22 protein-coding genes are annotated in these 26,382 nt (G+C 42.7%); 8 read left to right on the forward strand and 14 right to left on the reverse strand.

Annotation, left to right across the window (positions count from 1 at the left end; genetic code table 11):
* Positions 1-25: 25 nt before the first annotated feature.
* The 4 genes from abc-f (at position 26) to NSQ68_RS14115 (ending at position 6,426) form a co-directional block, all read left to right on the forward strand.
* On the forward strand, positions 26-1,513 hold the full coding sequence (abc-f, locus tag NSQ68_RS14100) for an ABC-F type ribosomal protection protein (RefSeq protein WP_342426307.1): 1,488 nt from the start codon (positions 26-28) through the stop codon (positions 1,511-1,513).
* Positions 1,514-2,443: 930 nt separating this feature from the next.
* On the forward strand, positions 2,444-4,060 hold the full coding sequence (locus NSQ68_RS14105) for a spore germination protein (protein ID WP_342426308.1): 1,617 nt from the start codon (positions 2,444-2,446) through the stop codon (positions 4,058-4,060).
* Positions 4,061-4,072: 12 nt separating this feature from the next.
* Positions 4,073-5,299: a Ger(x)C family spore germination protein gene (locus NSQ68_RS14110; RefSeq protein ID WP_342426309.1), complete on the forward strand. Its 1,227-nt coding sequence runs from the start codon at positions 4,073-4,075 to the stop codon at positions 5,297-5,299.
* 29 nt (positions 5,300-5,328) lie between these two features.
* Entirely contained in the window at positions 5,329-6,426 is a 1,098-nt protein-coding gene (locus NSQ68_RS14115) for an endospore germination permease (RefSeq protein ID WP_342426310.1), read from the forward strand.
* Between the two features lie 905 nt (positions 6,427-7,331).
* Here NSQ68_RS14115 and NSQ68_RS14120 read toward each other — a convergent pair.
* Positions 7,332-8,084, reverse strand: a complete 753-nt coding sequence (locus NSQ68_RS14120) for a collagen-like protein (RefSeq protein ID WP_307345758.1) — start codon at positions 8,082-8,084, stop codon at positions 7,332-7,334.
* Positions 8,085-8,323: 239 nt separating this feature from the next.
* On the opposite strand from NSQ68_RS14120, the gene NSQ68_RS14125 reads away from it, so the two are divergent.
* Positions 8,324-8,758, forward strand: coding sequence for a hypothetical protein (locus tag NSQ68_RS14125; RefSeq protein WP_023989036.1), 435 nt, complete (start codon positions 8,324-8,326; stop codon positions 8,756-8,758).
* Between the two features lie 820 nt (positions 8,759-9,578).
* Here the strand turns inward: NSQ68_RS14125 and NSQ68_RS14130 are convergent.
* Positions 9,579-10,127 (reverse strand): TetR-like C-terminal domain-containing protein, encoded by a 549-nt coding sequence (locus NSQ68_RS14130; protein WP_342426311.1) that lies wholly within the window; start codon positions 10,125-10,127, stop codon positions 9,579-9,581.
* 150 nt (positions 10,128-10,277) lie between these two features.
* Between NSQ68_RS14130 and NSQ68_RS14135 the strand changes: the two genes are divergently transcribed.
* The 3 genes from NSQ68_RS14135 to NSQ68_RS14145 all read left to right on the forward strand — a co-directional run bounded on the left by NSQ68_RS14135 (position 10,278) and on the right by NSQ68_RS14145 (position 12,353).
* A complete protein-coding gene (locus NSQ68_RS14135; RefSeq protein ID WP_342426312.1) occupies positions 10,278-10,433 on the forward strand; it encodes an SDR family NAD(P)-dependent oxidoreductase in 156 nt (51 codons plus the stop codon).
* The gene (locus NSQ68_RS14140; RefSeq protein WP_342426313.1) at positions 10,390-10,629 is read left to right on the forward strand and encodes a hypothetical protein; all 240 of its coding nucleotides are present in this window, start codon (positions 10,390-10,392) and stop codon (positions 10,627-10,629) included. The genes NSQ68_RS14135 and NSQ68_RS14140 overlap by 44 nt, the downstream gene beginning before the upstream one ends.
* Before the next feature lie 467 nt (positions 10,630-11,096).
* Positions 11,097-12,353, forward strand: a complete 1,257-nt coding sequence (locus NSQ68_RS14145) for a helix-turn-helix transcriptional regulator (RefSeq protein ID WP_342426314.1) — start codon at positions 11,097-11,099, stop codon at positions 12,351-12,353.
* 181 nt (positions 12,354-12,534) lie between these two features.
* Here the strand turns inward: NSQ68_RS14145 and NSQ68_RS14150 are convergent, their stop codons facing one another.
* From NSQ68_RS14150 to NSQ68_RS14205, 12 genes are all read right to left on the reverse strand, one after another.
* Positions 12,535-13,305 (reverse strand): SDR family NAD(P)-dependent oxidoreductase, encoded by a 771-nt coding sequence (locus NSQ68_RS14150; protein WP_342426315.1) that lies wholly within the window; start codon positions 13,303-13,305, stop codon positions 12,535-12,537.
* A gap of 930 nt (positions 13,306-14,235) precedes the next feature.
* Positions 14,236-15,564: a type I glutamate--ammonia ligase gene (gene glnA, locus NSQ68_RS14155; protein ID WP_013310575.1), complete on the reverse strand. Its 1,329-nt coding sequence runs from the start codon at positions 15,562-15,564 to the stop codon at positions 14,236-14,238.
* A gap of 116 nt (positions 15,565-15,680) precedes the next feature.
* Positions 15,681-16,094 carry a MerR family transcriptional regulator gene (locus NSQ68_RS14160; RefSeq protein WP_007430683.1) on the reverse strand — a complete coding sequence of 138 codons (414 nt, stop codon included), beginning with the start codon at positions 16,092-16,094 and terminating at the stop codon, positions 15,681-15,683.
* An 83-nt stretch (positions 16,095-16,177) separates the two neighbouring features.
* Positions 16,178-17,431, reverse strand: a complete 1,254-nt coding sequence (locus NSQ68_RS14165) for a methionine gamma-lyase family protein (protein WP_342426316.1) — start codon at positions 17,429-17,431, stop codon at positions 16,178-16,180.
* A gap of 111 nt (positions 17,432-17,542) precedes the next feature.
* Positions 17,543-18,829, reverse strand: a complete 1,287-nt coding sequence (hflX, locus tag NSQ68_RS14170) for a GTPase HflX (protein ID WP_013310577.1) — start codon at positions 18,827-18,829, stop codon at positions 17,543-17,545.
* A 113-nt stretch (positions 18,830-18,942) separates the two neighbouring features.
* A complete protein-coding gene (locus NSQ68_RS14175; RefSeq protein WP_039271232.1) occupies positions 18,943-19,926 on the reverse strand; it encodes an AAA family ATPase in 984 nt (327 codons plus the stop codon).
* 115 nt (positions 19,927-20,041) lie between these two features.
* Positions 20,042-20,737, reverse strand: a complete 696-nt coding sequence (locus NSQ68_RS14180; RefSeq protein WP_342426317.1) for a YdcF family protein — start codon at positions 20,735-20,737, stop codon at positions 20,042-20,044.
* The gene (locus tag NSQ68_RS14185) at positions 20,734-21,291 is read right to left on the reverse strand and encodes a DUF402 domain-containing protein (RefSeq protein WP_013310580.1); all 558 of its coding nucleotides are present in this window, start codon (positions 21,289-21,291) and stop codon (positions 20,734-20,736) included. Before NSQ68_RS14185 ends, NSQ68_RS14180 begins: the two co-directional genes overlap by 4 nt.
* 164 nt (positions 21,292-21,455) lie before the next feature.
* On the reverse strand, positions 21,456-24,101 hold the full coding sequence (locus NSQ68_RS14190) for a PBP1A family penicillin-binding protein (protein WP_342426318.1): 2,646 nt from the start codon (positions 24,099-24,101) through the stop codon (positions 21,456-21,458).
* A gap of 190 nt (positions 24,102-24,291) precedes the next feature.
* Positions 24,292-24,537, reverse strand: a complete 246-nt coding sequence (gene hfq, locus NSQ68_RS14195) for an RNA chaperone Hfq (RefSeq protein ID WP_023989043.1) — start codon at positions 24,535-24,537, stop codon at positions 24,292-24,294.
* A gap of 20 nt (positions 24,538-24,557) precedes the next feature.
* On the reverse strand, positions 24,558-25,538 hold the full coding sequence (miaA, locus tag NSQ68_RS14200; RefSeq protein ID WP_069010611.1) for a tRNA (adenosine(37)-N6)-dimethylallyltransferase MiaA: 981 nt from the start codon (positions 25,536-25,538) through the stop codon (positions 24,558-24,560).
* Positions 25,522-26,370 (reverse strand): class I SAM-dependent methyltransferase, encoded by an 849-nt coding sequence (locus NSQ68_RS14205; RefSeq protein ID WP_342426319.1) that lies wholly within the window; start codon positions 26,368-26,370, stop codon positions 25,522-25,524. The genes miaA and NSQ68_RS14205 overlap by 17 nt, the downstream gene beginning before the upstream one ends.
* Positions 26,371-26,382 lie beyond the last annotated feature (12 nt).

The following is a 26,382-nucleotide window of genomic DNA, read 5'->3' on the forward strand; positions in this document are numbered from 1 at the left end:
ATTTCCAAACGAAAGGATGACTACCATGCCCACCATTCAGGTAACCAATCTTACTTTTGCCTATCCAGGCAGCTATGACCCCATATTCGAAAATGTTCATTTTCAAATTGATACAGACTGGAAGTTGGGCTTTACGGGGCGAAACGGTCGTGGGAAAACGACGTTCTTAAACCTGTTGCAGGGGAAATACGAATACAGCGGTACGATCTCCACACCAGTCGCCTTTGATTATTTTCCGTTCCCCGTCGAACACCCGGAGTATTTGACCTTAGACGTCGTCGAAGAGATCGTGCCAAGCTATGAGAGCTGGAAGTTGATGCGCGAACTGAACCTGCTTAAGGTTTCAGAAGACGTGTTGTACCGGCCATTCGAATCGCTGTCCCAAGGAGAACAGACGAAGGTATTGCTGGCCGTGCTATTCATCCAAGACAATCGATTTCTGCTCATCGACGAACCGACCAATCATCTCGACTTGCACGCACGCAAGCTTGTCGCCGATTATCTGAATACGAAGCGCGGTTTTATTCTTGTTTCACACGACCGGGCTTTTCTCGACCGCTGTGTGGATCATATTCTATCGATCAACAAAACGAATATCGAAATCCAAAAAGGCAACTTCTCCAGTTGGTGGACGAACAAAACTCGCCAAGATACGTTCGAAATGGCACAAAACGAAAAGCTGTACAAAGACATACAGCGTTTATCTACTTCTGCTAAACGTACTAGCGGCTGGTCTTTCGAGACCGAAAAATCGAAAAACGGCACACGAAACTCCGGCTCCAAGCTTGACAAGGGATACGTCGGGCATAAGGCAGCGAAAATGATGAAACGCTCGAAATCCATCGAACAGCGGCAACACGCCGCATTAGAGGAAAAATCGAAATTGCTCCGAAATATCGAACAGTCAGAAAGCCTTGCGATCTCTCAGCTCGTATATCCCAAATCGGAACTGGCTATGCTGGATCACGTCACGATTTACTACGGGGAAAGAGCGGTTTGCAAGAACATTTGTCTGACGATCGAACCAGGAGATCGGATTGCAATTTCAGGTCCAAATGGTTCAGGTAAGTCTAGCTTGCTCCGCCTGCTGAACGATGAGACGCTACATTATACAGGTACGTTTCAGCGGGAGCCCCAGCTTCGCGTTTCCTATGTATCCCAGAATACTTCTCATCTGCGAGGAACGCTTTCCGATTATGCAGCAGAGCACAGAATTGACGAAAGCTTATTTAAGGCCGTGTTACGTAAGCTAGATTTCGCCCGCATCCAGTTTGAAAAGGATATATCGGCGTTTAGCGGCGGGCAGAAGAAGAAGGTTCTGATCGCGAAAAGCCTATGTGAGGAGGCTCATCTCCATATTTGGGACGAACCGCTCAACTTTGTCGACGTGATTTCCCGGATGCAAATTGAGGAGCTGCTGCTTGAGTACACTCCGACCATTGTATTTGTGGAGCATGATCGGGAATTTCATGACCGTGTCGCCACAAAAACGATTGAACTCGGTGGGGATTAGAATTTCACAAAGTGACTTGGAGTAAGACATGATTCAACGGCAGAAAGCTTTGCACAACAACTTTTATGAAAAGGGAAGAAATTGAACTTTAGAGACACAATAGTTCAATAGAACATCGGTAGTCTAGGATTTATTTTCTCATCCATGGCTGCCGTTTGTTTCTATTGGGGGCATTCTAATAGTTATTTCACTAAGACTAAGAGCTATATTATTCTACAGCGGGTTTTGCTTCCATAATATCGTCTACCCTTATAAAAGAGTAAAAAACCTCTCCAATCTGAAGTGACCCCTGTCAAGTGGACAGCTATCAAAAAGCAATATTTAAGTGCTCTGCCTCCCTCACGGTAGACAACGAAAAATGACATCTGGCAAGAATGTATTTAAATGTTGATTTCCGGAGGACTTTTTGTGCTTTAAATAACTTCGCAAGTGCTCCTCTTATGAGCCAGATGCTTCATTTGATTTTAATTCATTCTTTGCAACATGTATTAGGGCAGCCATCGATGGGAAAATCCACTTTTCCCGATGCCAGAGCATTTGCGCAGAAAATGATATATCCGGTAAATCCCATGGTAAAGCAACCAAATTTGTTCTCTGTGAAAGTCATCAACGATCAATGAGGAACGAGATGCCAGCAGATGATCTGGAGATACCCCCATTCGAAATGACTCATCTTTTAAAAACTCTGAGTGAAGGTCTTTGGCTACAACGAATTCATCCAATACAAAAACGACATTCGCAAGCCCTTCTCTTAGACTATGTCTATGCCGGCCAACTATTTTTGCCGTATGCCACTAATAGGGCTTCTACTATTGTAAACATAGTTGCAATGAATTGATATGCAAGCATCTTTTGGAAGGCCCGTACATATAAATCGTGGAATAGCAACATATTACAGTTAACCGCTATCTAGAAGGGAACTGTATTGCTATGGTTGACAAGTTAAAAAAATGGCTGTTTAAGCAGCCTTCACGATCCAAAAATGGCACGAGCTCTGAACCAGTTAATGATGAAAAGTCGACTGAGTTATCCAAGGAGCTGAGTGACACGCTTAAGGACAACGTGACCCTGCTGAAGCAGGAAATAGGACATAGCGCGGATTTCATTCTTCGTTGTTTGAACGATAAACAGGGCAATCCGGTTCTCGCTGTAGGCTTTCTTCAAGGCATGATCGATCAGCAAATTTTAACAACACTGCTGGAGGAGCTCACTGCGGGTATTCGAAATGGAGATGTCTCTGATCGTAATGTCGAAAGTTGGTTGATGGATCGTATCCCTATTGGGGGTATAACTTGTCTTGAAAATCAGCAAGCACTTATCCACGCCGTTCTTTATGGACAGGTTGCTCTCCTCGTCGAAGGCAGCTCCAAGGCCTTTGCTGCTTCTATCAGTGGTGGGGCTAAAAGAGCTGTTGAGGAGCCAACATCGCAGACAGTAATTCGCGGTCCTAAAGAGGGGTTTACCGAGGATATTTCCACCAATATCGCACTCCTCCGGAGAAGGATCAAATCAACTGAACTCCACTTTGATTCTCGAATTATCGGATCATACACGCAGACGAAGGTATCGGTAGCATATGTTCGAGGCATTGCAGATCCAGAGGTGGTTAAGGAAATCTCCAGACGGTTAGATTCCATTAACACTGATAGTATTCTCGAAAGTGGATATATCGAGGAATTTATTCAAGATGGGGTATGGACACCCTTTCCAACCATGGTTAACACCGAGCGGCCGGATACTGTAGCAGGCAGCTTGCTTGAAGGGCAAGTAGCGATATTAGTTGATGGGACCCCATTTGCCCTGATTGCTCCCGTAACCTTTTTTCGTTTCATCTCATCCAGTGAAGACTACTACCAGCGTTATGATCTGGCATCTTTTCTTCGGATCGTTCGGATGGCATCCTTTTTCTTGGCATTGCTTTTACCCGCGTTCTTTATTGCAACAACTACGTTTCACCAGGAAATGCTGCCTACAACAATGCTCATCACTTTGGCTGCACAGAGAGAGAATACACCATTACCAACCCTACTTGAGGCAATGCTAATGGAGCTCACCTTCGAAGTTATCCGCGAAGCAGGAGTACGAATGCCGCGTGCCGTAGGGCCTGCAATCTCTATCGTTGGGGCTTTGGTTCTTGGACAAGCTGCCGTTCAGGCGGGTTTGGTTTCCGCAGCTATGGTGATTATGGTATCATTCACAGCCATCTGCAACTTTGTGCTACCTGCCATCAATATGGCGGGGGCTGTTCGTTTGCTCAGGTTTGGACTCATGCTGTTAGCAGGTTTATTTGGGTTATACGGCGTTTTGGCGGGCCTGGTTCCCATCCTCGTTCGATTAGTATCTGTGAATTCGTTCGGCGTTCCTTACATGATGCCGCTAGCACCTTTCTATAAGAGCAATATGAAAGACCTGTTTGTGCGTGTACCTAGGTGGAAGATGAAGAAGCGGCCTGTAATGATTGGAGATTCCAATCCAGTAAAGCAGGCAACGAAACAGGAATCATATGCAGAACAGGCAGGGGAACATGGCCGAGATCCCATGGCGTAAGGAGGAACCAGTATGTCTCAATTAGGCAGGTTTATTTTGGTATTGGCCATTTTATTTATTTTGGCGGGTTGCTGGAACCGAGTCGAACTGAATGAGCTATGGGTAACTGCGGCTACAGGAGTAGATATGATGGACGACGGACAGTGGATGGTGTCCTATCAGATTATTGTTCCCTCTGCCATTGCAAATGGTACCGGAGGAGGAACCGGAGGGTCTTCTCAACCAGCATCCCATGTATTCTCTGTAAAGTCCAAAACCTATAACCAGGCGTTATCGTACAGCAATTTAAAAACATCAAGACGAATTTACGTAGCACATAATCGTGTTGTATTTATCGGTAAAAGAGCGGCTGAGAAAGGAATGGACCGTTTAATCGATTTTTATCTTCGTAATACGGAAGCGAGGGAGATGGTAAATATAATTGTAACGGACGGACTAGCATCCGATCTATTAAAGAAATTATTGCCGCCTGAAAAACTTCAAGGCGCCGCCATGGCTGAATTGGTCAACAAAGAGAGCGATATTTTATCGTTGTTTCCGAAAGTTAGGGTTTATGATCTCGCATTAAGCATGAACTCGGATTCCAAATCCATTGGAGTACCAGTCGCCGAGTTGATCGGAGAAAGAGACCATCAGAACGAGCAGGAAGCAGAGAGTCTCGATGTTTTTAAAAAAACCTCGGCTCCGCTCAGGCTGGCGTTGACTAAATTGGGGGTGTTCCAAAACGGAAAACTCAAAGGGTTTCTCAACAAGAAAGAGAGTCTGGGAGTATCTTATCTGTCTCAAAAGGTTAACAACACTGAAGTTTCGTTCCCATGCGGCGAACAACCTAGTAGAGAAATGTACTCTTCCCTACTAGTAAACTCTGCTAATGTAAAGCTTACACCCAGAAAAACAAGTTCTCATTACACTATACAGGTTGAAGTTAAAATTAACGGGACCTTAAATGAAACTACTTGCACTAAGGATATTTCCAAGACGAAGGCCATACATGATCTGGAAAAAGAAATTTCAAAAGAAGTGACCAAAACGATAAATGAGGGCTGGGCTAAACTTCAGGAACTGGGTGTAGACGTAACGGGTTTTGCTGACCGGATTCACCGAAGGTTCCCAAAGGAGTGGGAGATGGTGAAAAAAGACTGGGAGCAGGAGTTCAAAAAGATAGAACTGGACATTCGAGTAGATGCCCGGATTCAGCGTCCTGGACTCCTACAGAAGCATATCGGAAGTCAAACCTAACCCATTTTGTATAAAGGGGCTTAAAAAGTATGAGTAAAACCGTCACCAAGGTATCCGGGTTAGCTATCGCTTTTTCGTTGTTTCAGGTTGGCAGTACAACATTATTCCTATTGGGAGGTAAAGCCAAACAGGATGCATGGCTAGCCATGTTGATCGGTGCACTTGCAGGCTTTGTGCTGCTAATCATGTATTTATCCATACATAAACTTGAACCACATCGGGATTTGTACGAGCTCCTATGTCATTATTGGGGAAAATGGGTTGGTAGTCTGGGTGGGCTTCTGTTCATCAGTTACTTTGCTTACGAAGCTTCCAGGAGTGTTAGGGACATGGGGGAGCTCGGCGCATTGACATTGCTGAACAGAACCCCTACTGAAGTCATTACATTTATAGCGTTAATCGTCTGTGCCGATGTGGTTTGGTTTGGACCGAGAGTCTGGTTCCTTCTATGTCATATATTTCTTCTTCTATTGGCATTTGGTTATGCCGCCATACTAGTGCTTACTCCTCTTACGGGACTCATTCACTTTGAATTTTTGTTTCCTGTATTGGAGAACGGTTTAACTCCCGTAGTGAAGGCTGCCATTCCCGAGATCATGTCTTTTCCCTTCGGGCAGACGATTCTTTTTCTTGTCCTGTTCAAGATCGTCACGGATAAACGTAAATTACAGCGATCGATCATCATTGTTTACTGGATCACTGCTACGTTCCTTATTGTAATGAATGAACTAACAATCCTGGTTCTAGGTCCGGAATGGGCAGCATCAAGCACCTATCCCTTATTTGAGGTTACTCAACTAATTCAGCTTCCGAAGATCGTTGAGAGAGCTGATGTCCTGTTTTCGATGATTCTATTTATTGGAATCGGAGTCAAAACGGCTGGTTTTATGTTTGGTGCCGTCATTGGGCTTCAAACGATAACCCCCTTTAGATATAAGCCTGCTTTACTGTTGCTAAGCATCATTATATACGCCTTTACGTTCCTCTCCCCTAGTTTAACCGAATTTTTGTGGTTCGGTCTTCATGTAGCCTTGGTTCGAGTCTGGCCTATCTTTCAGATTGCTCTGCCTGTCCTCCTTTTCCTGACCATGCTAATTCGGAAGAAAAAGAGAAGGACTTATAGTTAGCTATAGCCTTCTCAACACTGTCTAATTTCTTCTTTGTCTTAGCCACATTGGATTCTCTAATGACTAATGTTGAAGAACTACTGATGTTTTCGACAATTTGTCAGCAATCTTTAGCTTCATGATTCAATTTTTCTTTGCTGTTTTACTATGCTATGCCTTTACGCCTACCACTATGGCATTTTCAAAAAGAGAATTTCCACTTACCTTGAAGGTGTCTTGATTTATCTCACCAATGGGTCATTTCCCTAGAGCGCCAAGGGGTTTCACTTTTTAGTAAAGCACACAGATATTGATCACGTTCCCACTGGTGAACTTGTGTGCGATACAGATACAGGCAACTCCAGCAAATCTTCAAGTGTGATATTGTAACTTAGTCAGGTCAATTATGTACGCCCGCTGATGCTTTTTTGACAGCCAGTTAAAAATGCCCCACTAATTGGAGTCACTTGAAACTGTCGCCCTACCAATGCCCATCATTTGACGCTAACCGATGCCGGATGGAATACATTTGCAAACTTCTATAAATACAGAATAACGTCTGACTTATCCAGATTTACTATTGATTTTCGAGCGAATAAATTTCTTTTTTTAATGTCACAACAAAAAGAAGGTAGGAAAAGTTTCCTAACCTTCTTAGCATTCATATTTCTATGTTTGAATAATATCATTGTTTTTTACAATGTTACTGCGGATTTACCATTTTAACTTTAAAGATAGGCTTTGGAGTAGTGATAGTGTTTAATCGATCTTATTACTGCCACTACGTTCTCTTGCCATGCTATACAATCCCTCCCCCATAAATACGTCTGCTTACTATGAGTGAATTAGACAAACTGACGATATGAAATCGTACAGTCTTTTCTAAAGCGGCTACATATAATGTTCTATATATCATTAAAAATGGCTTAAACGGTCAACTTTAATATAGTAAGAGTAGTATTGGTAAAGTTATGAAGTTGGGCTGGGGTTGCATTTGCATTTACCAATTGAATAGTTGTAGGAACGACCCCTACAGTAATAATGACTTCTGCCGAAATTGGTCCGCCACCGTTACCCGTGAAGGGAACAGGGGTAACTGGGATTCCATTTACGGTAAGGTTAAAGGCAGCATCACCTTGGTTATGAATTGTAAAATCTATTAGATAGCTTCCCGTTTCGTTGATTGTTATCGTTGTAGATGGAGGAGTGAAAGTAAAAGCACCACCAACATTAGCCAAAACTCCAGTAAAGGTAATTGGTGTGTTACCCGGAACTGTGTCAGTTCCCGTACCAGGATCTGCTCGGAAAACACTTAAGAAATCTGATATCCCACCGCCTGCTGGCCCTGCTGCCCCCGTTGCTCCTGTGGGTCCTACCGCTCCTGCGGGTCCCACTGGTCCTGCTGGCCCAACTGCGCCTGCGGGTCCCACTGGTCCTGCTGCTCCTGCGGGTCCTGTTGGTCCGGGAATTCCTTGAAAGCCTTGTAGCCCTTGCTGGCCTTGAACACCTGGAACTCCCTGTGGACCCGGCAGTCCCTGCGCTCCCTGAGGACCTTGAGGTCCTTGAGGTCCTCGGATCCCTTTAACAATAACTTTCGGTAAAACTTTGACTTTTTTAACTACACATCTTCTAAATTTTCTCCGATGCATTTTCTTTTGCCAATAATAATGTCGAAACATAATTAATGATCACCTCCAAAGTCTAGTCAAAGTAGCTTATTGTGCAATTAACCAAAAAGATTGGGCTGTTGACTTCATCTTGGGAAAATAGGCATAGGTCTGACCTTATCGTGTTAGATTATTACAGCTTATTCTTCTAAAGCTTAATAGCCCTTCTATCAACCGATCCAGATCCTGCACTGTATGTATCTTTATATTTCCAGCTTGCAAATTCTTTATCCAAAAAAGGAGATGAGATAATGACTAGATTGTTAGATGCTCGAACATCTCAAAACGCAAGTTACGGCAATACGATCTCAATTCCCTTGCCAGCCAATACTCCTGTTGCCATCGCAGAGCTTGGCTTAGACGTGACGGGCGCTGGGGAAAATATGCGTGTACAATTATCAGGGATTGCTGAGCTTTCATTTCCCACTACTCCACCTTTTGATTCCGTTATTGCTATTTCTATTGTTAGAGGCACTCTCGACTCTCCTGTTGCTTACGCCCTTTACTCTGTTAGTGTCTCCGAAGCAAACCCAAACGCTGTACAGGTCGTTACCATTAATGCATCCGATTACAATGTCCCTCTACCACCATCAAATGAATTGGTGTATACCTTATATTTATTTTGCACAGCGGATGCCACCCGAATAGGAATAGAAAGTTTTAATGCGGTTGCCTATTCAGATTAACATTACACCATCATATGGAGGGCAAAGCCCTCTTTTTTCCATCTGTCCTTGAGAGATGACACTTTCCATCTGTCGTCCTTTTTTTGGTATAGTTTACTTAAGGAGTTGATCAAATGGGATTCATGCTTATTTTTATTGCGATTATTTTTTTCTCACTTGGTATTTTAAGTAAACGAATTCCCTTAATCTTCAAAGACGGCCTGCCGCTGTAGTACAGTATACCCGAGTGTGATGACTACGTTTCTTTATAGTCTTTTAATAATAGATCAATTAAAAATAAAACATTACATACTATACGCGAAAGTGTATAAAAACTAATTATAAGTAAGGGGATTATAGGGTTTTGGCGGAAGACGTAGCCTAAAGCGGGAGGCGTTCCGCAGGGGTCCTAGACCACGGGGGCCATAGAAAATGGCTGTTTTAGTATAGATTGTTGCTCACTTAAAATACTGATCATTTAAGAATATAATTCAGTAGTTAGAAACACTTAGAACGTCATAAGCAGGTTAGTTGTGGAGTGTTGTTTAACTAGTGTTCAACAATAGGGCCATATAATTGAAGAACATTTTATGCGGTAGCATCAGAAGATGTGACAAAGATAAATAATATAGACAAAGATGAAGAACATGGCTAGCCAATACAAACACTGTTGCATCAACCGTTTCAACCACCTGTATAAAATGATTTTCAAAAATATTCCTCATAAAAAAGCACGGACATTGATTTAACAATATTCGTGCCTTTATAGGATAGCTGGATTGAGACCAAGTAACATTTCTATGTCGGTTTAATAGTTTACTAATTGTAATTAATCCATTAATTATAGTTCATTAGAGAAAAATGTCATTGTTTGAGTACTCATTTGTAAGGGGGTTTTAGCATAGCCAGTCTTACGCCAATGATTAATTACCCCCATTGTCGCACTGGCACAAAATGTATGGTAAAGCTCATAGTCGATTTCACTTCGGACAGTTTTAGAAATGATTTCTTTAGGCAATTTCATATAGTGTTGGATGAATAGTGAAGTAAATTTTGTTGGAATCTTCTCAGAAAAAAGAATGTCATAGAAATATCGGTTATCTAATATATGTTGAAAGACATTCGTTAAGCCATCATGTTCAAGTAAATAAATTCGATTGTAGGCCATTTTGTATTCTTCATTAAGTTTATTCATAATTTCGATCATATGTGTTTCAAATAAATCATCGATATTCGAATAGTGTGTATAAAATGTTGAACGATTTATTTCACTATGTTCACATAGTTTTGTGACGGTGATATCGTTGAAATCATCTGTTTGAAGAAGTTGTAGTAATTTATTAAATAAATTTTTTTTAGTTTTGATTACTCGTAAGTCCTGTTTTTGCATGTGAAACCTCCTTTTAATCCAACAATATCACAAAAAAACGTTGGATAACATACATTAAACATTATGATGTTGTTCTTTATTTTACTATTATCACTATAATTCTAGCTAGATATACATTCTAGTAATGTATAAGTTGAAGGAGGAACAAAAATGAGTAATGTAGTAGTAATTACAGGTGCAGCAACAGGTTTAGGTCGTGCCACAGCTTTAAAATTAGCGAAAGAGCAATATAAATTAGTCATTGTAGACTTTAACGAAATAGATGGGCAAAAAAACAGTCGATATGTGCGTAGAATTAGGTGCTGAAGCAATTTTTGTAAAAGCAGATGTATCAAATGAAGAAGACGTAAAAGCATATGTTGAAAGAGCTGTTGAAAAATTCGGCACAATTCATTCAAGCAAACTGCCTATAACGGTTTATACGCCGCTACAAAACATGCTGTGGATGGTTAAACGGAATCAATTGGCCAGGATTATCAATCTAAAAACATTTATGCTGTAGATGTTGCACCAAACAATATGCAAACAAATATTACTGCGAGTGCTGCTGTCACATTAACTGAAGAAATTGGAATGGCTATTCATTTATAACACCTCCAAATATTTCAGCAACAGCAGAAGAAGTCGCAGATGCAATGATTTTTGCTATGAACAACGGTAAGTTATTAACCGGTTCAACGATTAATTGCGCTGGCGGTCAAATCTTATTCTAAAATAAATACCTAAGCTTTAAATAAAGAAAGTTCTTTACCAACTATTTTAATTATAAAATTTTAGAGGTTAGAAGAGCTTAAAGAAATTCGCTCTACTATCCTCTTTTTTTCACTACAAATGTCACTATTTTCAAGTGAAATTGAACGATTAGCTACTAAAGTAAGTATTTTAACTATCATTGTATGTAGTTTATATACTTTATAGCAAAAATATATAAAATCAGTTTATTTTCTATAAAATAAGGCGGTGCCCATATTGAAACCAAACTTAGAACTCATCTCTAAAATAATATGTGATGCGTATAATGTTCCAATTTTTATTTTAAACAATAAAACGAATCATATTTCTAGAAATGGAGACCATCTGAAACATCCTCTTTTTCACTCAATAGAAGAATTTATAAACCGGCTCATTCTGCCTGAAGATCAGCAAAATTTACCCTTAATCAGAACAACAACCTATCTGGAAACGTTCGTTGTATTTCATTCGTCTTCAATCGAAACAATAATAATTGGACCTTTTTCTTCCTACGAGGTTACTGAGGAAATAGTAAATGGTATTATGCATGACTATCAAATATCTTCTACTTATCAGCAAGAGTTGCTTCTTTATTACAGTCAATTAGAATGGTTAAACCAAAAACAAATTTTGTCTCTTTGCTTCCTGACACATTATTTAATATGCCAAGAACCGCTTGAAGAAGAGTTAGTCAGATCTCAATTAATGTATTCTGAAGAAATTAAACCAACCCATATTGAACAATTAGTACGCCACCACCGTCTTGAGGCTTCTTTTCATATGGATTATCGGGTCGAACAGAAAATCTGGCAATATGTAAAAGAAGGAGATAAGGAAAAGCTACTGCAACATTTTGATACAATCAAAATTGAAGGTGTGGGTCTGCTTTCGAAAAAAAGTCACCTTCGTAACATTAAAAATCAAACAATTATCTCTATTGCACTTGCAACAAGAGCAGCAATTGACGGTGGGCTTTATCCTGAAATTGCTTATACGATGAGTAATGTTAGCATTCAAAAAGTAGAAGAAACTTCCGAACTACAAAAAGTCTACTCGATTGGAGATAACTTCTTATATTCAATAGTTGATCGTGTGAATGAAAACAGAGGAAATAATCATTCTAAAGTAGTTAAATTTTGCAAAAACTATATATTCAATCATACTTTTGAACAGATTTCTATAAAGGATTTGGCAGACATGGTTCATTTAAATCCCGTTTATTTGTCACAGCTTTTTAAAAAAGAAACCAACAAACCGCTTGGAAAATATATTCAAGATGAAAAAATAAAAGAAGCCCAGAAATTACTTATCCAGTCTGAACATTCTGTGACGGACATTTGTATGCTCCTTCACTTCAGTGATCAAAGTTACTTTTCAAGCATATTTAAAAAATATACTGGATTAACACCAAATCAATACCGGAAAATCCATTCATTCATTAGTTCTCGCTCTTACTCAATCGTACATTTAATTAGAAAGCCGCTAATTCATTAGGAATTAGCGGTTCTTTTTATTGAATCATTTCATGTTATTCAGCCAAGACATCCATTAGGAAAGCTTGTTCACTTTTTTAGTAATTTAATCGTTTCAAATGGATTAACCTCTTCATAAAACGGGTTGAAATATTGGATTATCCACCTAAATAAATAGGAAGCCTTTCACTCTATTTCATTATCTATGCATGAATGTTGACGCCACCATCTACATTTATTGTTTGACCAGTTATATGTCTAGAATCTTCACTTGCTAAGAACAATACTGCAGGTGCGATATCCTCATACGGAGTTCCAAATCTTCTCATAGCAGTTTGCTCGAAGCCTAAATTTATTGGATCACGTTGCTCTTCCGGTAATTGATCGAGGTACGCTTGGATAACATCTGTGATTGCTCCTGGATTCACCACATTTACATTGATATTATCAGGCCCCCATTCACGGGCAGCTACCCTAGAGAGACCACGGATTGCTTCCTTAATAGCTGCATAAGCTGCATATCCCTCCTGACCTTGATCACCAGATCCCGATCCAAAATTAATTACTTTACCGCCATTTTCTTTAAGATGTGGATAACACAACTTCATAAAGTTCCATGTTGAAACAAGTCCAGTCTGGTAGCTTATATCAAGTGTTTCTCTCGTATGTTCTAAGAATGAATGAGGCGTCTTAATAGCAATAGCCAAATTCACTAAAATATCTACTGTTTGATAATGTTCTACCGTAGCAGAAATAAATTTTTCTGACTGCTCAAAATCGGAAGCATCAAAAGCGTTTGCAAATACGTCAGCGCCTTTACTTTTGCATAATTCGGCTGTTTCTTGAAGCCCTTCTGGATTAATATCACATAAGGAAAGTTTGGCACCTTCTTCTGCGAAGCGAAGTGCAATATACTTACCTAATCCACCGCCTGCTCCTGTAATAATGGCAACTTTTCCAACTAGTTTTCCCATTTTCTCTTCTCCTTTTCTTCCTAACAAGTGCTTTATTAAACGTGGTAAAGCAGCTTGTAAGTCCGCTAAATAAAATTTATATTACATATTACGGCTTAATTCTAATCAACTTCGTTATCGAAAAATATGTATTTTTAAAGATTTTTATAAGAATTTATAGGATATTTATTTTTTATCATTTTAAAATCTTTAATTTATTTTACTTGGTTACGTAGGAAATAACCTATTAAAAATAAGTCAGTAGTTACCATCCACTTTAAAAGCTTAGCTTGTAAAGGAGTGTACTTAAACGAAAGGGTGCATTAGTTAAAGAGGAACGTAAATTATTTTAAGGTAGAAGCCATATTTTAGTTATTCCACTAAAGGGCGTGATTGTTGAATAAGCCTAGAAAATAAACATAATCAACTGAACAAAGGATTATAAATTTAATAGCAATAATCAGCAATATAGACAATTAGGGTAAGGCAGGAATAAAATGAAAATACCAGCGCATTCTTTTAGAAAATGGGGGGTACGCTTATATAGCTGTAACTCTTTAGATAATTTCTAAGGCTTTCAAAGCATCCAACACATATTTCGCATTCAATGTTAGTTTTAAAATTTTCTCTCGTGAAACTGATTGGCGTTATGCTCTTTGTTCGGACAAACGCATATATAACATCATGCGGTATTGCTACATGGAGCTAGGGCTACAATGTAATTTGTACAGGAGAGGCTTTGGACGTGGTGACATCCAAATAACAGCCCAAGTTTATGCACACATCTCCAAAAAAATAGAGATGAATTGCATAGAGAACTATGAGTCTTTTACCGAGGGCCTACTTCAATAATAATTTTTTGTGGGGAGAATTAATTAGTCTCAAATGACGGATGGATTACCCCCAAAACAAAAATCCCTCAACGCTTAGAGCGCCAAGGGATTTCTCATTTTAGTAAAGCGTCAGATATTGATCGCGTTCCCATTGATGCACTTGGGTGCGATACATATCCCATTCAATTTCCTTAAGCTCATAGAAGTAGGCCAGTGCATGGTCACCCAGTGCGTCAGAGATAACTTCGCTCCGAATAAGTTCAGACAAAGCTTCTTTCAAGTCTGCAGGCAGACTTGGAATGCCTTCTTCAATCCGCTCTTCTTCAGACATCACGTAAATGTTACGATCAATCGGAGCTGGCAGAGCCAACTGACGTTTGATACCATCCAAACCAGCTCTCAGCATCACTGCCAAGGCTAAATAAGGATTCGCCGCTGGGTCAGGGTTACGAACTTCGACGCGAGTACTCAGACCACGAGACGCGGGAATCCGAATCATTGGACTGCGATTGCTTGCAGACCAAGCCACATAACAAGGCGCTTCATAACCAGGTACGAGACGTTTGTAGGAATTTACTGTTGGATTCGTGATCGCTGCCATTGCACGTGCATGTTTCAGAATACCAGCCATATAGTGGCGGGCCGTCTGACTTAATCCGAGTTCGTCCGTTTCATCATAAAATACGTTTTCATTGTCCTTAAACAACGATTGATTGCAGTGCATACCGGAGCCATTTACACCAAACAAAGGTTTTGGCATAAAGGTAGCATGCAAACCATGCTGACGAGCAATCGTCTTAACAACGAGCTTGAACGTTTGAATCTGGTCCGCAGCTTTAATCGCGTCTGCATATTTAAAGTCAATCTCATGCTGACCAGGTGCAACTTCATGATGGGATGCTTCAATTTCGAAGCCCATCTCTTCAAGCTTAAGTACAATTTCACGACGGCAGTTTTCACCCAGATCCATCGGAGCCAGGTCAAAATACCCGCCTTGGTCATTCAGTTCTGTAGTTGGCTCGCCTTTTTCATCCGTTTTGAACAAGAAGAATTCAGGCTCCGGTCCGACATTCATCGAAGTGTATCCCAGCTCTTCGGCTTCCTTAAGTACACGTTTCAAAATGCCCCGCGGGTCACCTGCAAACGGGACTCCATCCGGCTTGTAAATATCGCAGATCAAACGAGCTACACGATCCGAGGTTACCCAAGGGAATACAACCCAAGTGTCCAAATCCGGATATAAATACATATCAGATTCTTCAATACGCACATAACCTTCTATGGAAGATCCGTCAAACATCATTTTATTATCCAATGCCTTTTCCAGTTGACTAACCGGAATTTCAACGTTCTTAATAGTGCCCAGCAAATCTGTGAATTGCAAACGAATAAAACGAACATTTTCCTCTTTCGCAATCCGAAGGATATCTTCTCTGCTATAACTCACTCTAACCTCTCCCTTTCTGTAACGACTATATACGAATCAGTTGTTCTATAAATTACTTAAATGATGAGACCTGGTTTTAATGTAAGGCGACCTTATACCAAGAGTTAAGTCAAGCATTATCTCTTATTAAAGAACCGTGATAATTCGCCTTGGATCAGGGATACCTGTCCTGGTCTTTTGCCTGCAACAAGTTGTTGTTTCAGCAAGCGGTGAAGCTGAGTATCAGACATTTCACGGCGTTTGACTTCCGTATCTGCAGTAATAACCGTAGCTTCCTCCGATTCCTTGGTAACCGGATTCATGACTTGTTTAATTCCCGCAATGTTAACACCCTTCTCGATCAACGCCTTAATTTCAAGCAGACGCTCTACGTCATTAAAAGAAAAAAGACGTTGGTTTCCAGATGTACGGGCAGGAACTATCAAGTTATGCTGTTCATAATAACGAATCTGACGTGCTGACAAGTCCGTTAGCTTCATGACAATACCTATTGGAAATAAGGCCATATTTCTGCGAATTTCGTCGCCCATTTGTCATCAACCTTCCAGTGATCTATTATACACCTTATTGTACATTTAGCTGATGCAAAGTGTCAATGACATGTTAGAAAAACTCACAATAATTTACGTTCTTTCATCGTTTGCAGAGCCATAAGCACTCCAAATTTAACATGAGAGTAGGTTAAGCCCCCTTGCATGTAACCAATATAAGGCTCACGAATAGGAGCATCTGCGGATAGTTCCAAACTTCCCCCTTGTATGAACGTACCTGCAGCCATGATAACTGGATGCTCATAACCCGGCATATCCCACGGTTCCGGCACCACATGGCTATCCACGGCAGCCGCACGCTGAATGCCCTGTACAAAAGCAATTAGATGCTCTGGTCCACTAAAAGAAATAGCCTGAATCAAATCCGTACGCTCTTCATGCCAGGCAGGTTTGGTCTCAAATCCCATCTCTTCAAAGACCGCAGCTGCGAATACGCTCCCTTTAACCGCTTGCCCAACCAGTGTTGGAGCAAGGAATAGTCCCTGAAATATGCCTCGTGTAGTACCTAGCATGGCTCCTACTTCTCCACCAATTCCAGGTGCAGTTAATCGGTAGGATGCCAGTTCTACATACTTTTGTTTGCCGCAGATATATCCACCCGTTTCTGCAATGCCACCACCGGGATTTTTAATTAACGAACCTGCCATCAAATCGACACCGACTTGAGTAGGTTCCAGCTTCTCGGTAAATTCACCGTAGCAATTGTCAACAAAGACAATAACGTCAGGTTTTATTTCCTTCACACGTGCTGTCATTTCTTCAATATCTGCTACACTAAAGGAAGCTCTCCAATCATAACCGCGTGAGCGCTGAATACCGATTACTTTGGTATTGGCATGGATCGCAGACTCCACCGCTTCCCAGTCTACTTTACCTTCCGCTGTCAGTGCGGTTTCTCCATAAGTAACGCCAAAATCCTGCAATGATCCTGTTCCGTCGCCGGGCTTACCAATCACTTTGTGCAGGGTATCATAAGGCCTACCAGTAATGTACAACAGTTCATCCCCTGGACGCAGCACACCAAATAAAGCAGTGGCAATTGTATGAGTACCCGAGGCAAAATGCGGACGCACCAACGCTGCCTCCGCACCGAACACATCCGCATAGACTTCTTCCAGCACCTCACGTCCCCGGTCATTGTAAGCATATCCCGTCGAACCCGCAAAGTGGAAATCGCTCACTTGCTTCTGCTGGAATGCCTGAATTACCTTCCACTGATTTGAATCTACAATATGATCTATGTGCTGTATACGTTCTTGTATTTTAAGTTCTGCCGTTTCCTGAATTTGCTGTATTTCTGGACTAAAAACTACCATTTACTTTCTTGACCCTCTCTCTTACGCAGCCTTAGGCTATTCATGTTATATTATTGTTCACTTTGAACAATGAGCATTATCATTTTATTGACCCAAAAACATCATTAGATGTTAACCTTCTGTGAACTCGCTGAGCGCATGACCATACTTTTCGTACTCGCCTCTTTGAATTTCAACTTCATAAATGACATCATTGCCATCATATTCTGTCAGTAGTACATCTCCAATTCGATAAAGCACCGATGTTAAATCTCCACGTTCCGCAGGAATGCGAAATCTCAGCGTATCACCACTCAGATGCTCTTGAATCAGTTCACGAATGCGCAGCAAATCCCCTTCATCAAAAGCGCTGATTTTCAAATAGCCCTCCCCGGAAGGAAGCATTTCGAGTTGCTCAGGGGTACAGGCATCTTTTTTGTTAAATAATACGATCTGAGGCTTGTCCGCAGCCCCTAGCTGCTGCAAGATCGTCTCTACAACTTTCATCTGTTCGTCTCGCATATCCGAAGACGCGTCCACGACATGCAAAATGAGATGAGCCTCATTCGCCTCCTCCAAAGTAGCCCGGAAGGAAGCAACCAAATCATGAGGAAGATTTTGAATAAAACCGACCGTATCCGTAAGAATAACTTCTTTTCCACTCGGGAGTTCCATTGTTCTGGAGGTAGGATCCAGCGTCGCAAACAGTTGGTTCTCAATATATACATCGGCTGCTGTCAGTTGCTTCAACAGCGTCGATTTGCCCGCATTGGTATAGCCAACAAGTGCAACCTGAACAATACCGCTCTTTTGTCTGCGCTCCCTGTGCAAATACCGGTGACGGGTCACTTCCTCCAGTTGGCGTTTCAGATCACTGATTCGGTCACGAATATGACGGCGGTCTGTCTCCAGCTTGCTTTCACCAGGACCACGTGTTCCGATTCCGCCGCCAAGACGCGAGAGGTTTTTGCCATGTCCAGACAAACGGGGGAGTAAATATGACAACTGCGCCAGTTCAACCTGAATAATACCTTCCCGGGTTTTTGCACGTTGAGCAAAAATGTCCAGAATCAACTGTGTACGGTCAATAATTTTGAGATCCAGACTTTCTTCCAGATTCCGTACTTGGGCCCCCGAGAGCTCCTGATCAAAAATTGCTGTATTCGCTCCCAATTCTTCAGCAACTGCACGCAATTCCTCTACTTTTCCTTTGCCGATAAACCATTTTGAGTCCTTGGCTTCCTTATTCTGTGTCAGGACGCTCAGTACTTCAACCCCCGCTGTCTCAGCCAGTTTCACCAGCTCATCCAACGAGTATTCCGTATTAATGCCCGATCGTTTGACTTCATCCGTAATCAGACTGACCAGCACCGCCTTGTCCTGCATTTCGGTTTGTGTATCATGAGTGGAGTTCGCCATATTGTTTGCTCCTTTATTTTCATGTCAACTCTCGAACAGAGACCGACCTGATGTTCAGGCCGGCCCCCGTTTGATGTCATACCATTCGATGTGATTCAGATTCTTATTATCGCCTATCTTTTGTCCATTTTCAAATCCTCTGGACGCAGCGTCATCAATTCCTGCTTGCCGGGTTGCCCGCTTCTGTACTGATTAAGCAACCTGACAGCTTGGTGCCGAATCGCTTTTTCAATCACATTACGAACATAGCGTGCATTACTAAATGCATGAAGACTGTCATTACGCTCGTTTAGCAAATGCTCCTTCATTTTAATTATGGACTGAGGCATGAGAATATAATCCCGCTCCTTGGCCATCATCTCGGAAATTTGGATAAGCTGATCCACAGTATAATCAGGAAAATCCAACTGGATTGGAAAGCGAGAAGGAAGACCAGGATTCGTTCGTAAAAAAAAGTCCATTTCCCCCGAGTATCCAGCGAGAATCAAAATAAATTGATTTTTTTGATCTTCCATAGACTTTACCAAGGTATCAATCGCTTCTTTTCCAAAATCCTTTTCCCCTCCGCGTGCCAAACTGTAAGCCTCATCAATGAACAACACGCCGCCAAGAGACTTCTTTACCAGATCTCGCGTTTTTTGTGCCGTGTGGCCAATATACTCGCCGACCAGATCAGCCCTCTCCACCTCAATCAGATGACCTTTGCTCAGTACCCCCATTTTTTGCAGCATTTTAGCGATAATGCGGGCTACTGTCGTTTTCCCTGTACCTGGATTTCCTTTGAAAATCATGTGATATACGTGTGCATTGCTCAACAGTCCTGCATCCGTGCGCATATGGGCGATTTGCAAAAAGGCATATACCTCAAATACCAGGTCTTTGATGTTATCCAAGCCGACGAGATGATCGAGTTCTTTCTGAATTTCCTGATAAAGACTGAGATACTGCGGTAGCGCCTGTGACTTGGTTGAAGCCACTACTTCCGTCTCGTCCACAGTCACCGAAGCTATCGGCTCCGGGCTACGCAGCACGACATTAATTTGTCTGGAAGGTCTCTCCTCCGACCGCTTGCCCGCGGCGATTCCCCGTCCGTTCATGCATCCATCACCTCAACATTTCTTCAGGCACAGCTTACCCTATTAATGTATTCGGTCTGGCATGTCCTTATTAGCATAAAAGCAACGAGAACGTGCACAAAGCCTTTTCTTTAATTCAGGCAACCCAAGTTTGAGCGCTGATCCACCACCGTTGCAGCGTCCACTTAGCGTATGCCAATACTTCTCTTGATTGATGAATTGGCATATTCAGCACTTTAGATTCCGTCAGAGCCATCTGAGGATGATCAAATTTCAAGAATTGAGCAATCTCCATCGCCCGAGGGCCATGATAGCTATGTGTGATAATCACGGTAGAGGTCCATCCATATTCCTTCATAATGCGCTGGCTATAGAGCAGATTTTCGTAAGTACTGGTCGCATGGTTTTCCAACACAATATGCTGTACAGGGACCCCTCTCTCTACCAAATAGCGTTGCATGCCCTCAGCCTCCGTATACGGAAAATCGGGTTTATCCAGTCCCCCACTAACAATTAGACGCTGCACTGTCCCGTTGCGGTATAAGTGCAAGGCTTCTTCCAGCCTTTCTTTCAATCCGGGACTGGGCTCAGCCCCCCACATAGAAGCACCTAGTACGATACCAATTTGCACTTGCTGGAGCGGGGTAGTAGAGACGGCCGTATTCATGTTCCACACTCGGATACCTGCCCATACCAATCCGATCAAAATGAGAATCATTAAACAAAGCACAAAACGCTTGGATACCATAGATATTTTCTTAAGGCGACTCTGCCTGCTTTTCAACTCAGGACGTTGGGGTCCAGTGTCTTTAATCCACTGCAAAACTTTCACCGTTCTCTCTTGAAATCACCGTTGTGAAACCATTCTGCCCGGTGTTTCAGCGACATTTTAAAATAGGGGAACACGTGGGCATCTATCTGATGTAACACATCAGCCGCTGTACGGTTAGCCAATTCTGCCTCTTGCGTTGAGATATGCCCCCGTTGTAACGCCTCCTCCAATTCATCCTCATCCACCAGGAAGATTTCACCGTTTTTAAGCACCACAACATCCAAATACAAATCGTCAAACCAAGGGACTCCTTGATCGGTCACACCCTGATTGCGGCAGGTATCAATATACCATTCTACGATTTGCTCCCGATTGTCAAACATAGCAGTCACCACATAGTGCTCACCTTTTGGATAATATTGCAGCCAGGAATATCCTTTATCGGCTATGCAAAACGTATGACCACCGTAACTTTTCCATAACGGCTCCTTGAGACTCAAAATTGTATACAGGGTCACATATCCTGTAAACGCGTCACTTTCTACATACCGGCAAGCAAACTTGCGATTGGTGATTCTGCGCCAGTTGGCCCGGTCTCCGAATTTGCGCTTCATAAATGATGTTCCTCTCCAACATTGGTAAATCCAGCTTACCATATTTAAACTGTACACTCAAAAAGAACCCCTTTATAACAGCAAAAAAGGCATTCTCAAACCGTGAAACGGTCTGAAAATACCTTTGATTTGAAGCAAATTCAACTTACATAAAGCAATACTTGCTAATTCCGATTGTGACGTCCACGATTGGAGTTCGAATGACCGTTGGAATTGCCTTCTTGAGTTCCATCCGTTGTGACTTCAGTCGTAGATGCATCCGTATTTTCTGGATTTACCATAGTATCTTCATCAGTAATCCCTGCATCCGGCGTAGTAGTCTGACCATTTTCCTGATTTGTATCGTTTCCATTACCGGAATTGCCATCTCCAGCACCATTCCCATTCGTATCTCCAGGAGATGCCGGAACCTGACCTGAGCCATTATTGTTATTGGTACCGCCAGGATCTGTATTTCCCTGATCCGTACCATTTTGTCCGTCTGTAACTCCGCCATTATCCGGTAAGGTTCCATTTTGATTAGGATCAGTTCCTGACTGTGGATCAACGGGAGTAGTCTCTGCCGGGATTTCTACACGGATCGTATTAGAAGCCTCGGATTCTTTACCATCCGCCCCATAAGCTACTACATAATATTCATATGTGTTTCCAGCTATAGGAGAAGTGTCTTCACCACTCGTACCCTTCATGGCCTCCATGATTACCGCAAAGCCTGCGTCGGAAGCCCCTTTGCGATACACGCGGTATTGTACATTATCCCCCGTCGCCGCAGTCCAGGACAACGATACAATTTGGGTGTCCTGACTATAAGACCCGCTCAGTCCGCTTGGAGCGGTAGCCTGAACCGGCTCTTCTGGCTTCTGCTCAACTGGTGGTTCATATCCCTTCGGCTCGCTGAATTGCGTAACCGGGTGTCCCTTTAGAGCTTCACCCATGACCCTTCCGAAAAAGGCTGCCGACTGCCCACTGTAGTTTCTGAGCATATGTTTGCTGTCCGGCTTGTCATAACCCATCCATACCGCTCCAGTATATTCTGGCGTATAACCGACAAACCAGATATCCCGGTTACCACTGTTACCGCTAATTCCACTTTGGGTCGTACCCGTTTTACCGGCTACAGGCCAGTCAATCCGTGCTTTGCGACCTGTGCCGCTATTGACTACATTTTGCATCATTTGTGTCATTTCATAAGCCGTTTTTTCACTCATTACAGATTTAGTTTCCTCTTCATGAGTATAAACTACTTGATCATCACTATTGTTAATTTGCTTAATAGAATAAGCCTTTTGGAATTTTCCTTTATTAGCAAAAGCGCTGTACGCCTGCGCCATTTCAAGGGTATTCGTCCCTTTGCTTAATCCACCCAATGCGATAGCAAGTGAGTGATCGTTTTTGTCCATCGGAATGCCTACGCTCTCGGCAAATTGAACCCCTTTTTCCACACCGATTTGGTTCAGCAACCATACAGGTGGAATATTTTCAGACTTCGTAATCGCGTCGAGCATGCTGATGGTCGACGAGTAACCATGCAAGTTTTTCGGACTGTATCCGTTAAAGCTCTGACGTTCGTTACTCAAAGGGGTATCCATCGTAAACTTACCGGATTCGAGAGCTGGCGCATAGGCTACAATCGGCTTGAAGGCCGATCCTGGCTGTCTGCGGCTCTGTGTCGCACGATTGAAGGTTCCCTTTTTGTAATCCCGTCCGGGTGCCATCGCGGCAATTCCACCTGTCTGGTTGTTAATAATGACCATTGAGGCTTGAACAGGCTGATCGTCAGGACTTTTTTCGAACATGTCATCATCTGCCATCGCCTGATCCAGCGCATTTTGAGCCTGGGCATCCATTGTGGTATGAATTTTGTAACCGCCAATAATCAGATCATTGCCGCTAACTCCTGGCAGCGCATCCTCTGCCTCATCCATGACATATTCCATAAAATTTTGATACTTTTGAACTTTTTCCGGCTGTTTGTAATCGTAATTTACAGCTTTGGCCTCTTCCATCTCCTGCTTTCCAATCATTCCCTGCTCAAACATCAGCTGGAGAACCACTGCACGTCGTGCCTTCGAGTTCTCCGGGTTACTGATCGGATTATACTTGGAAGGCCCTTTCGGAATAGCTGCCAATGTAGCAATTTGCCACAATTTTAATTCTTTTAAGTTGGTTTGCCCAAAATAACCTTCCGACGCTGCCTTAATTCCAGAATAGGAGCGTCCAAACCAAATCCGATTCAAGTAGAGAGTAATAATTTCATCTTTAGTCAACCTCCGCTCCAGCGCCATTGCGATGGATACCTCTGTCGCTTTACGGAAAAAGGTTTTGTCACGTGTCAAAAACAAGTTTTTGGCCAGCTGCTGAGTTAGCGTACTGCCGCCCTCCACTGCCGAACGGGCCACGATATCCTTAACGGCTGCCCGGCCGATAGACCAAATATCAACTCCTTGATGCTCCATAAAACGCTTATCCTCGGTTGCAATAAAAGCTTTTTTGAGCAAGTCTGGTATTTCTTCACTTTTGACAGGATCACTTTTTTGCACAGATAACTCACCCATGAGCACACCGTTGCGGTCATAAACCTTTGATGTCTCGTTCACTGTGATTTTGTCCTTGTTCGCATCGTAAATTTTTTCGCCATTTACCATGACAAATAAATAGCCACCAAGTGCGCAAAATATAGCTACCGCCGCGGTAATAAACAGCGTCCATCCAATTCGCTTACCTGTAATTTTCTTTTTCTTGCCCTTCGGCTTCTCTTTAGATGTGTTTCTATTGCGATTGCCGGATCTGGACAATGAATCGTTTGGCATTCCCCTGACTCCCTTTCGCGAATAATCATATGGTACCTAACATAAGCTTAAAGCTTGCTGTCGGCAGCATGAAAGTAAACGGAATGAAAAGAACAACCCTGATCAGGTTGCTCCCGGTCACATTCCTATACAGTTAGACGAGACGGACGCCTGAAAAGTTTCATGAACCCGGGCGACCGTCAAGCCGTAATCAGTTATCGCTAGCGTTATCCTGTTGCTGTACAAGCGATACATTGCGTTGCGGTGTAAAGGTGGAGATGGCATGCTTGTAGATCAGCTGTTGCTTTCCATCCGAGTCGATCACAATCGTAAAATTGTCAAATGCTTTAATCGTTCCCCGTACCTGAAACCCATTGATGAGGTATACCGTTACAGGTATAGAATCCTTGCGCAATTGATTCAGAAACGTATCTTGGATATTAATGGACTTGTTCATTTTAGCCGTACCCCCAATAATCATTTGGATTGTTTTGAAGTATATTCAAGGTCTGTCCGGAACTTTCCTGCTATAATTTCGTGTATTTGGGCTGCATGAGCAGAAAAATTTCCGAAATCAGTGACATCTACCCACTGGATATCCTTCATATGGCGAAACCACGAGAGCTGTCGCTTCGCAAAATGACGCGTATCCCGTTTTAGCCAAGTCACCGCCTCTTCCAAAGACACCTCTCCCCGCAGGTAGGAGGATATCTCTTTATAGCCTAGACCTTGCATGGAGATGGCATCGCTTCGCACTCCCCGTTCCATTAAGGAGGTTACCTCAGCAACAAGCCCTTGATCGAGCATCCCGTCAATTCGGTCTTCAATACGTTTATATAGCATTTGCCTATCCATTGTCAAACCTACGATGCAGAGTTGGTAGGGAGATTCCTTTTTTTGACTGGCAAGTTGAGAGCTAAGTGTCGTTCCGCTAACATGGTAAATTTCCAGTGCCCGAACGACACGACGACGATCATTAGGATGCAAACGAAGTGCACTTTCGGGATCAACCGCCTGTAGTCGCGCATGAAGTGCGTCAGCTCCAAACTGTTCGGCATAGTCTAGCTGCTCCTGACGAAAAGCTTCGTCAGCCCCTACCTCGGAAAACTGGTATTCATAACAGACTGATTCTACATATAAACCTGTTCCGCCTACGATAAACGGTAGCTTTCCTCTAGATTGAATATCAGGTATGAGACGACGACAGTCTTCCTGAAATTGGGCTACTGAATATGGGTATTCAGGCTCATGAATATCAATTAAATGGTGCTTGATTCCTTCCATTTCCTGTTCGGAAATTTTGGCAGTTCCAACGTCCATATGACGATATACCTGCATGGAATCCCCGGAAATAATCTCCGCGTCAAATTGTCGAGCCATCTCGATGCTCAGTTTCGTCTTGCCAACCGCAGTCGGGCCAACAAGAACAAGTAGTTTAGGCTTAGGTGCCACTGTCAATATCGATCACTCCGTACACTGTTTTCGTTGTGCCCCGCTGCTCTACACGGAAGCCGAGGCGGGCAAATTCCCCACTACCCCGTTTTTCTTTTAATACAATTGTTTTTCGTGCAATCCGTTTCGCATGAACAATACTTTCCTCACTCAACGCGTCTGGATTTGCCAACCCTCTCAATGGACCAATTGCGCTGGAATCGAGCAACGGATCACGAAACATAGGGTCAAAATAAATAATATCTATACTGCGATCCGGCAAACTACGCAAATAGTCCAAATGATGACCAAAACGAACGTCAATGTTGGAAAAGGCTTTATCTACTTCAGCGTTGCCGGAACGGTAATGTCTCATTCCATCCTTGATTAAAGCGTAGACGGGGAAAGAACTCTCCACAGCCGTGACTTGTCCAGAGCTTCCCGTTCCAATTGAAAATAGAAGAGAATCCGTACCAAGTCCAGCGGTGCAATCCAGCACGGTATCACCCGGGACGATCCGGGCAGCCGTCAACATCGGGTCAGGTTCACCCTTTAATACCCGTTTGGCGCGAATGAAGCCCATACTGGGGTGAAAAACCATCGGTGATTGTTCTGGGCTAATCAGCCTCACTCCGCCCTGCACCAGAACCAACGCTTGACGGACTCTGTGAGCCGCAATTAGCTTAGCTACCGATATGCCACGACGAGGGGCATACAGCGCCCCTAACTCGGCTGCAAGCAACTTCGCTCGCTCCACAACCTCAACTGAGGGGGAATCCCCTGTCGTGACGAGTAATTCGACTTGCTTTTCCCCTAGGCTCGACTGCTCTTCTTCACGGTTTTCCCGATCCTGCAACATATATATACTCCC

It is taken from the genome of Paenibacillus sp. FSL L8-0158 (assembly GCF_038592965.1).
GTDB classification, from domain to species: Bacteria; Bacillota; Bacilli; order Paenibacillales; family Paenibacillaceae; genus Paenibacillus; species Paenibacillus polymyxa_D.

What these genes read in the sequence shown, in the direction of transcription:
- abc-f (WP_342426307.1), top strand. Translation starts at nt 26, where the DNA reads ATGCCCACCATTCAGGTAACCAATCTTACTTTTGCCTATCCAGGCAGC.
- NSQ68_RS14105 (WP_342426308.1), top strand. Translation starts at nt 2,444, where the DNA reads ATGGTTGACAAGTTAAAAAAATGGCTGTTTAAGCAGCCTTCACGATCC.
- NSQ68_RS14110 (WP_342426309.1), top strand. Translation starts at nt 4,073, where the DNA reads ATGTCTCAATTAGGCAGGTTTATTTTGGTATTGGCCATTTTATTTATT.
- NSQ68_RS14115 (WP_342426310.1), top strand. Translation starts at nt 5,329, where the DNA reads ATGAGTAAAACCGTCACCAAGGTATCCGGGTTAGCTATCGCTTTTTCG.
- NSQ68_RS14120 (WP_307345758.1), bottom strand. Translation starts at nt 8,084, where the DNA reads ATGTTTCGACATTATTATTGGCAAAAGAAAATGCATCGGAGAAAATTT.
- NSQ68_RS14125 (WP_023989036.1), top strand. Translation starts at nt 8,324, where the DNA reads ATGACTAGATTGTTAGATGCTCGAACATCTCAAAACGCAAGTTACGGC.
- NSQ68_RS14130 (WP_342426311.1), bottom strand. Translation starts at nt 10,127, where the DNA reads ATGCAAAAACAGGACTTACGAGTAATCAAAACTAAAAAAAATTTATTT.
- NSQ68_RS14135 (WP_342426312.1), top strand. Translation starts at nt 10,278, where the DNA reads ATGAGTAATGTAGTAGTAATTACAGGTGCAGCAACAGGTTTAGGTCGT.
- NSQ68_RS14140 (WP_342426313.1), top strand. Translation starts at nt 10,390, where the DNA reads ATGGGCAAAAAAACAGTCGATATGTGCGTAGAATTAGGTGCTGAAGCA.
- NSQ68_RS14150 (WP_342426315.1), bottom strand. Translation starts at nt 13,305, where the DNA reads ATGGGAAAACTAGTTGGAAAAGTTGCCATTATTACAGGAGCAGGCGGT.
- NSQ68_RS14160 (WP_007430683.1), bottom strand. Translation starts at nt 16,094, where the DNA reads ATGGGCGACGAAATTCGCAGAAATATGGCCTTATTTCCAATAGGTATT.
- NSQ68_RS14165 (WP_342426316.1), bottom strand. Translation starts at nt 17,431, where the DNA reads ATGGTAGTTTTTAGTCCAGAAATACAGCAAATTCAGGAAACGGCAGAA.
- hflX (WP_013310577.1), bottom strand. Translation starts at nt 18,829, where the DNA reads ATGGCGAACTCCACTCATGATACACAAACCGAAATGCAGGACAAGGCG.
- NSQ68_RS14175 (WP_039271232.1), bottom strand. Translation starts at nt 19,926, where the DNA reads ATGAACGGACGGGGAATCGCCGCGGGCAAGCGGTCGGAGGAGAGACCT.
- NSQ68_RS14185 (WP_013310580.1), bottom strand. Translation starts at nt 21,291, where the DNA reads ATGAAGCGCAAATTCGGAGACCGGGCCAACTGGCGCAGAATCACCAAT.
- NSQ68_RS14190 (WP_342426318.1), bottom strand. Translation starts at nt 24,101, where the DNA reads ATGCCAAACGATTCATTGTCCAGATCCGGCAATCGCAATAGAAACACA.
- hfq (WP_023989043.1), bottom strand. Translation starts at nt 24,537, where the DNA reads ATGAACAAGTCCATTAATATCCAAGATACGTTTCTGAATCAATTGCGC.
- NSQ68_RS14205 (WP_342426319.1), bottom strand. Translation starts at nt 26,370, where the DNA reads ATGTTGCAGGATCGGGAAAACCGTGAAGAAGAGCAGTCGAGCCTAGGG.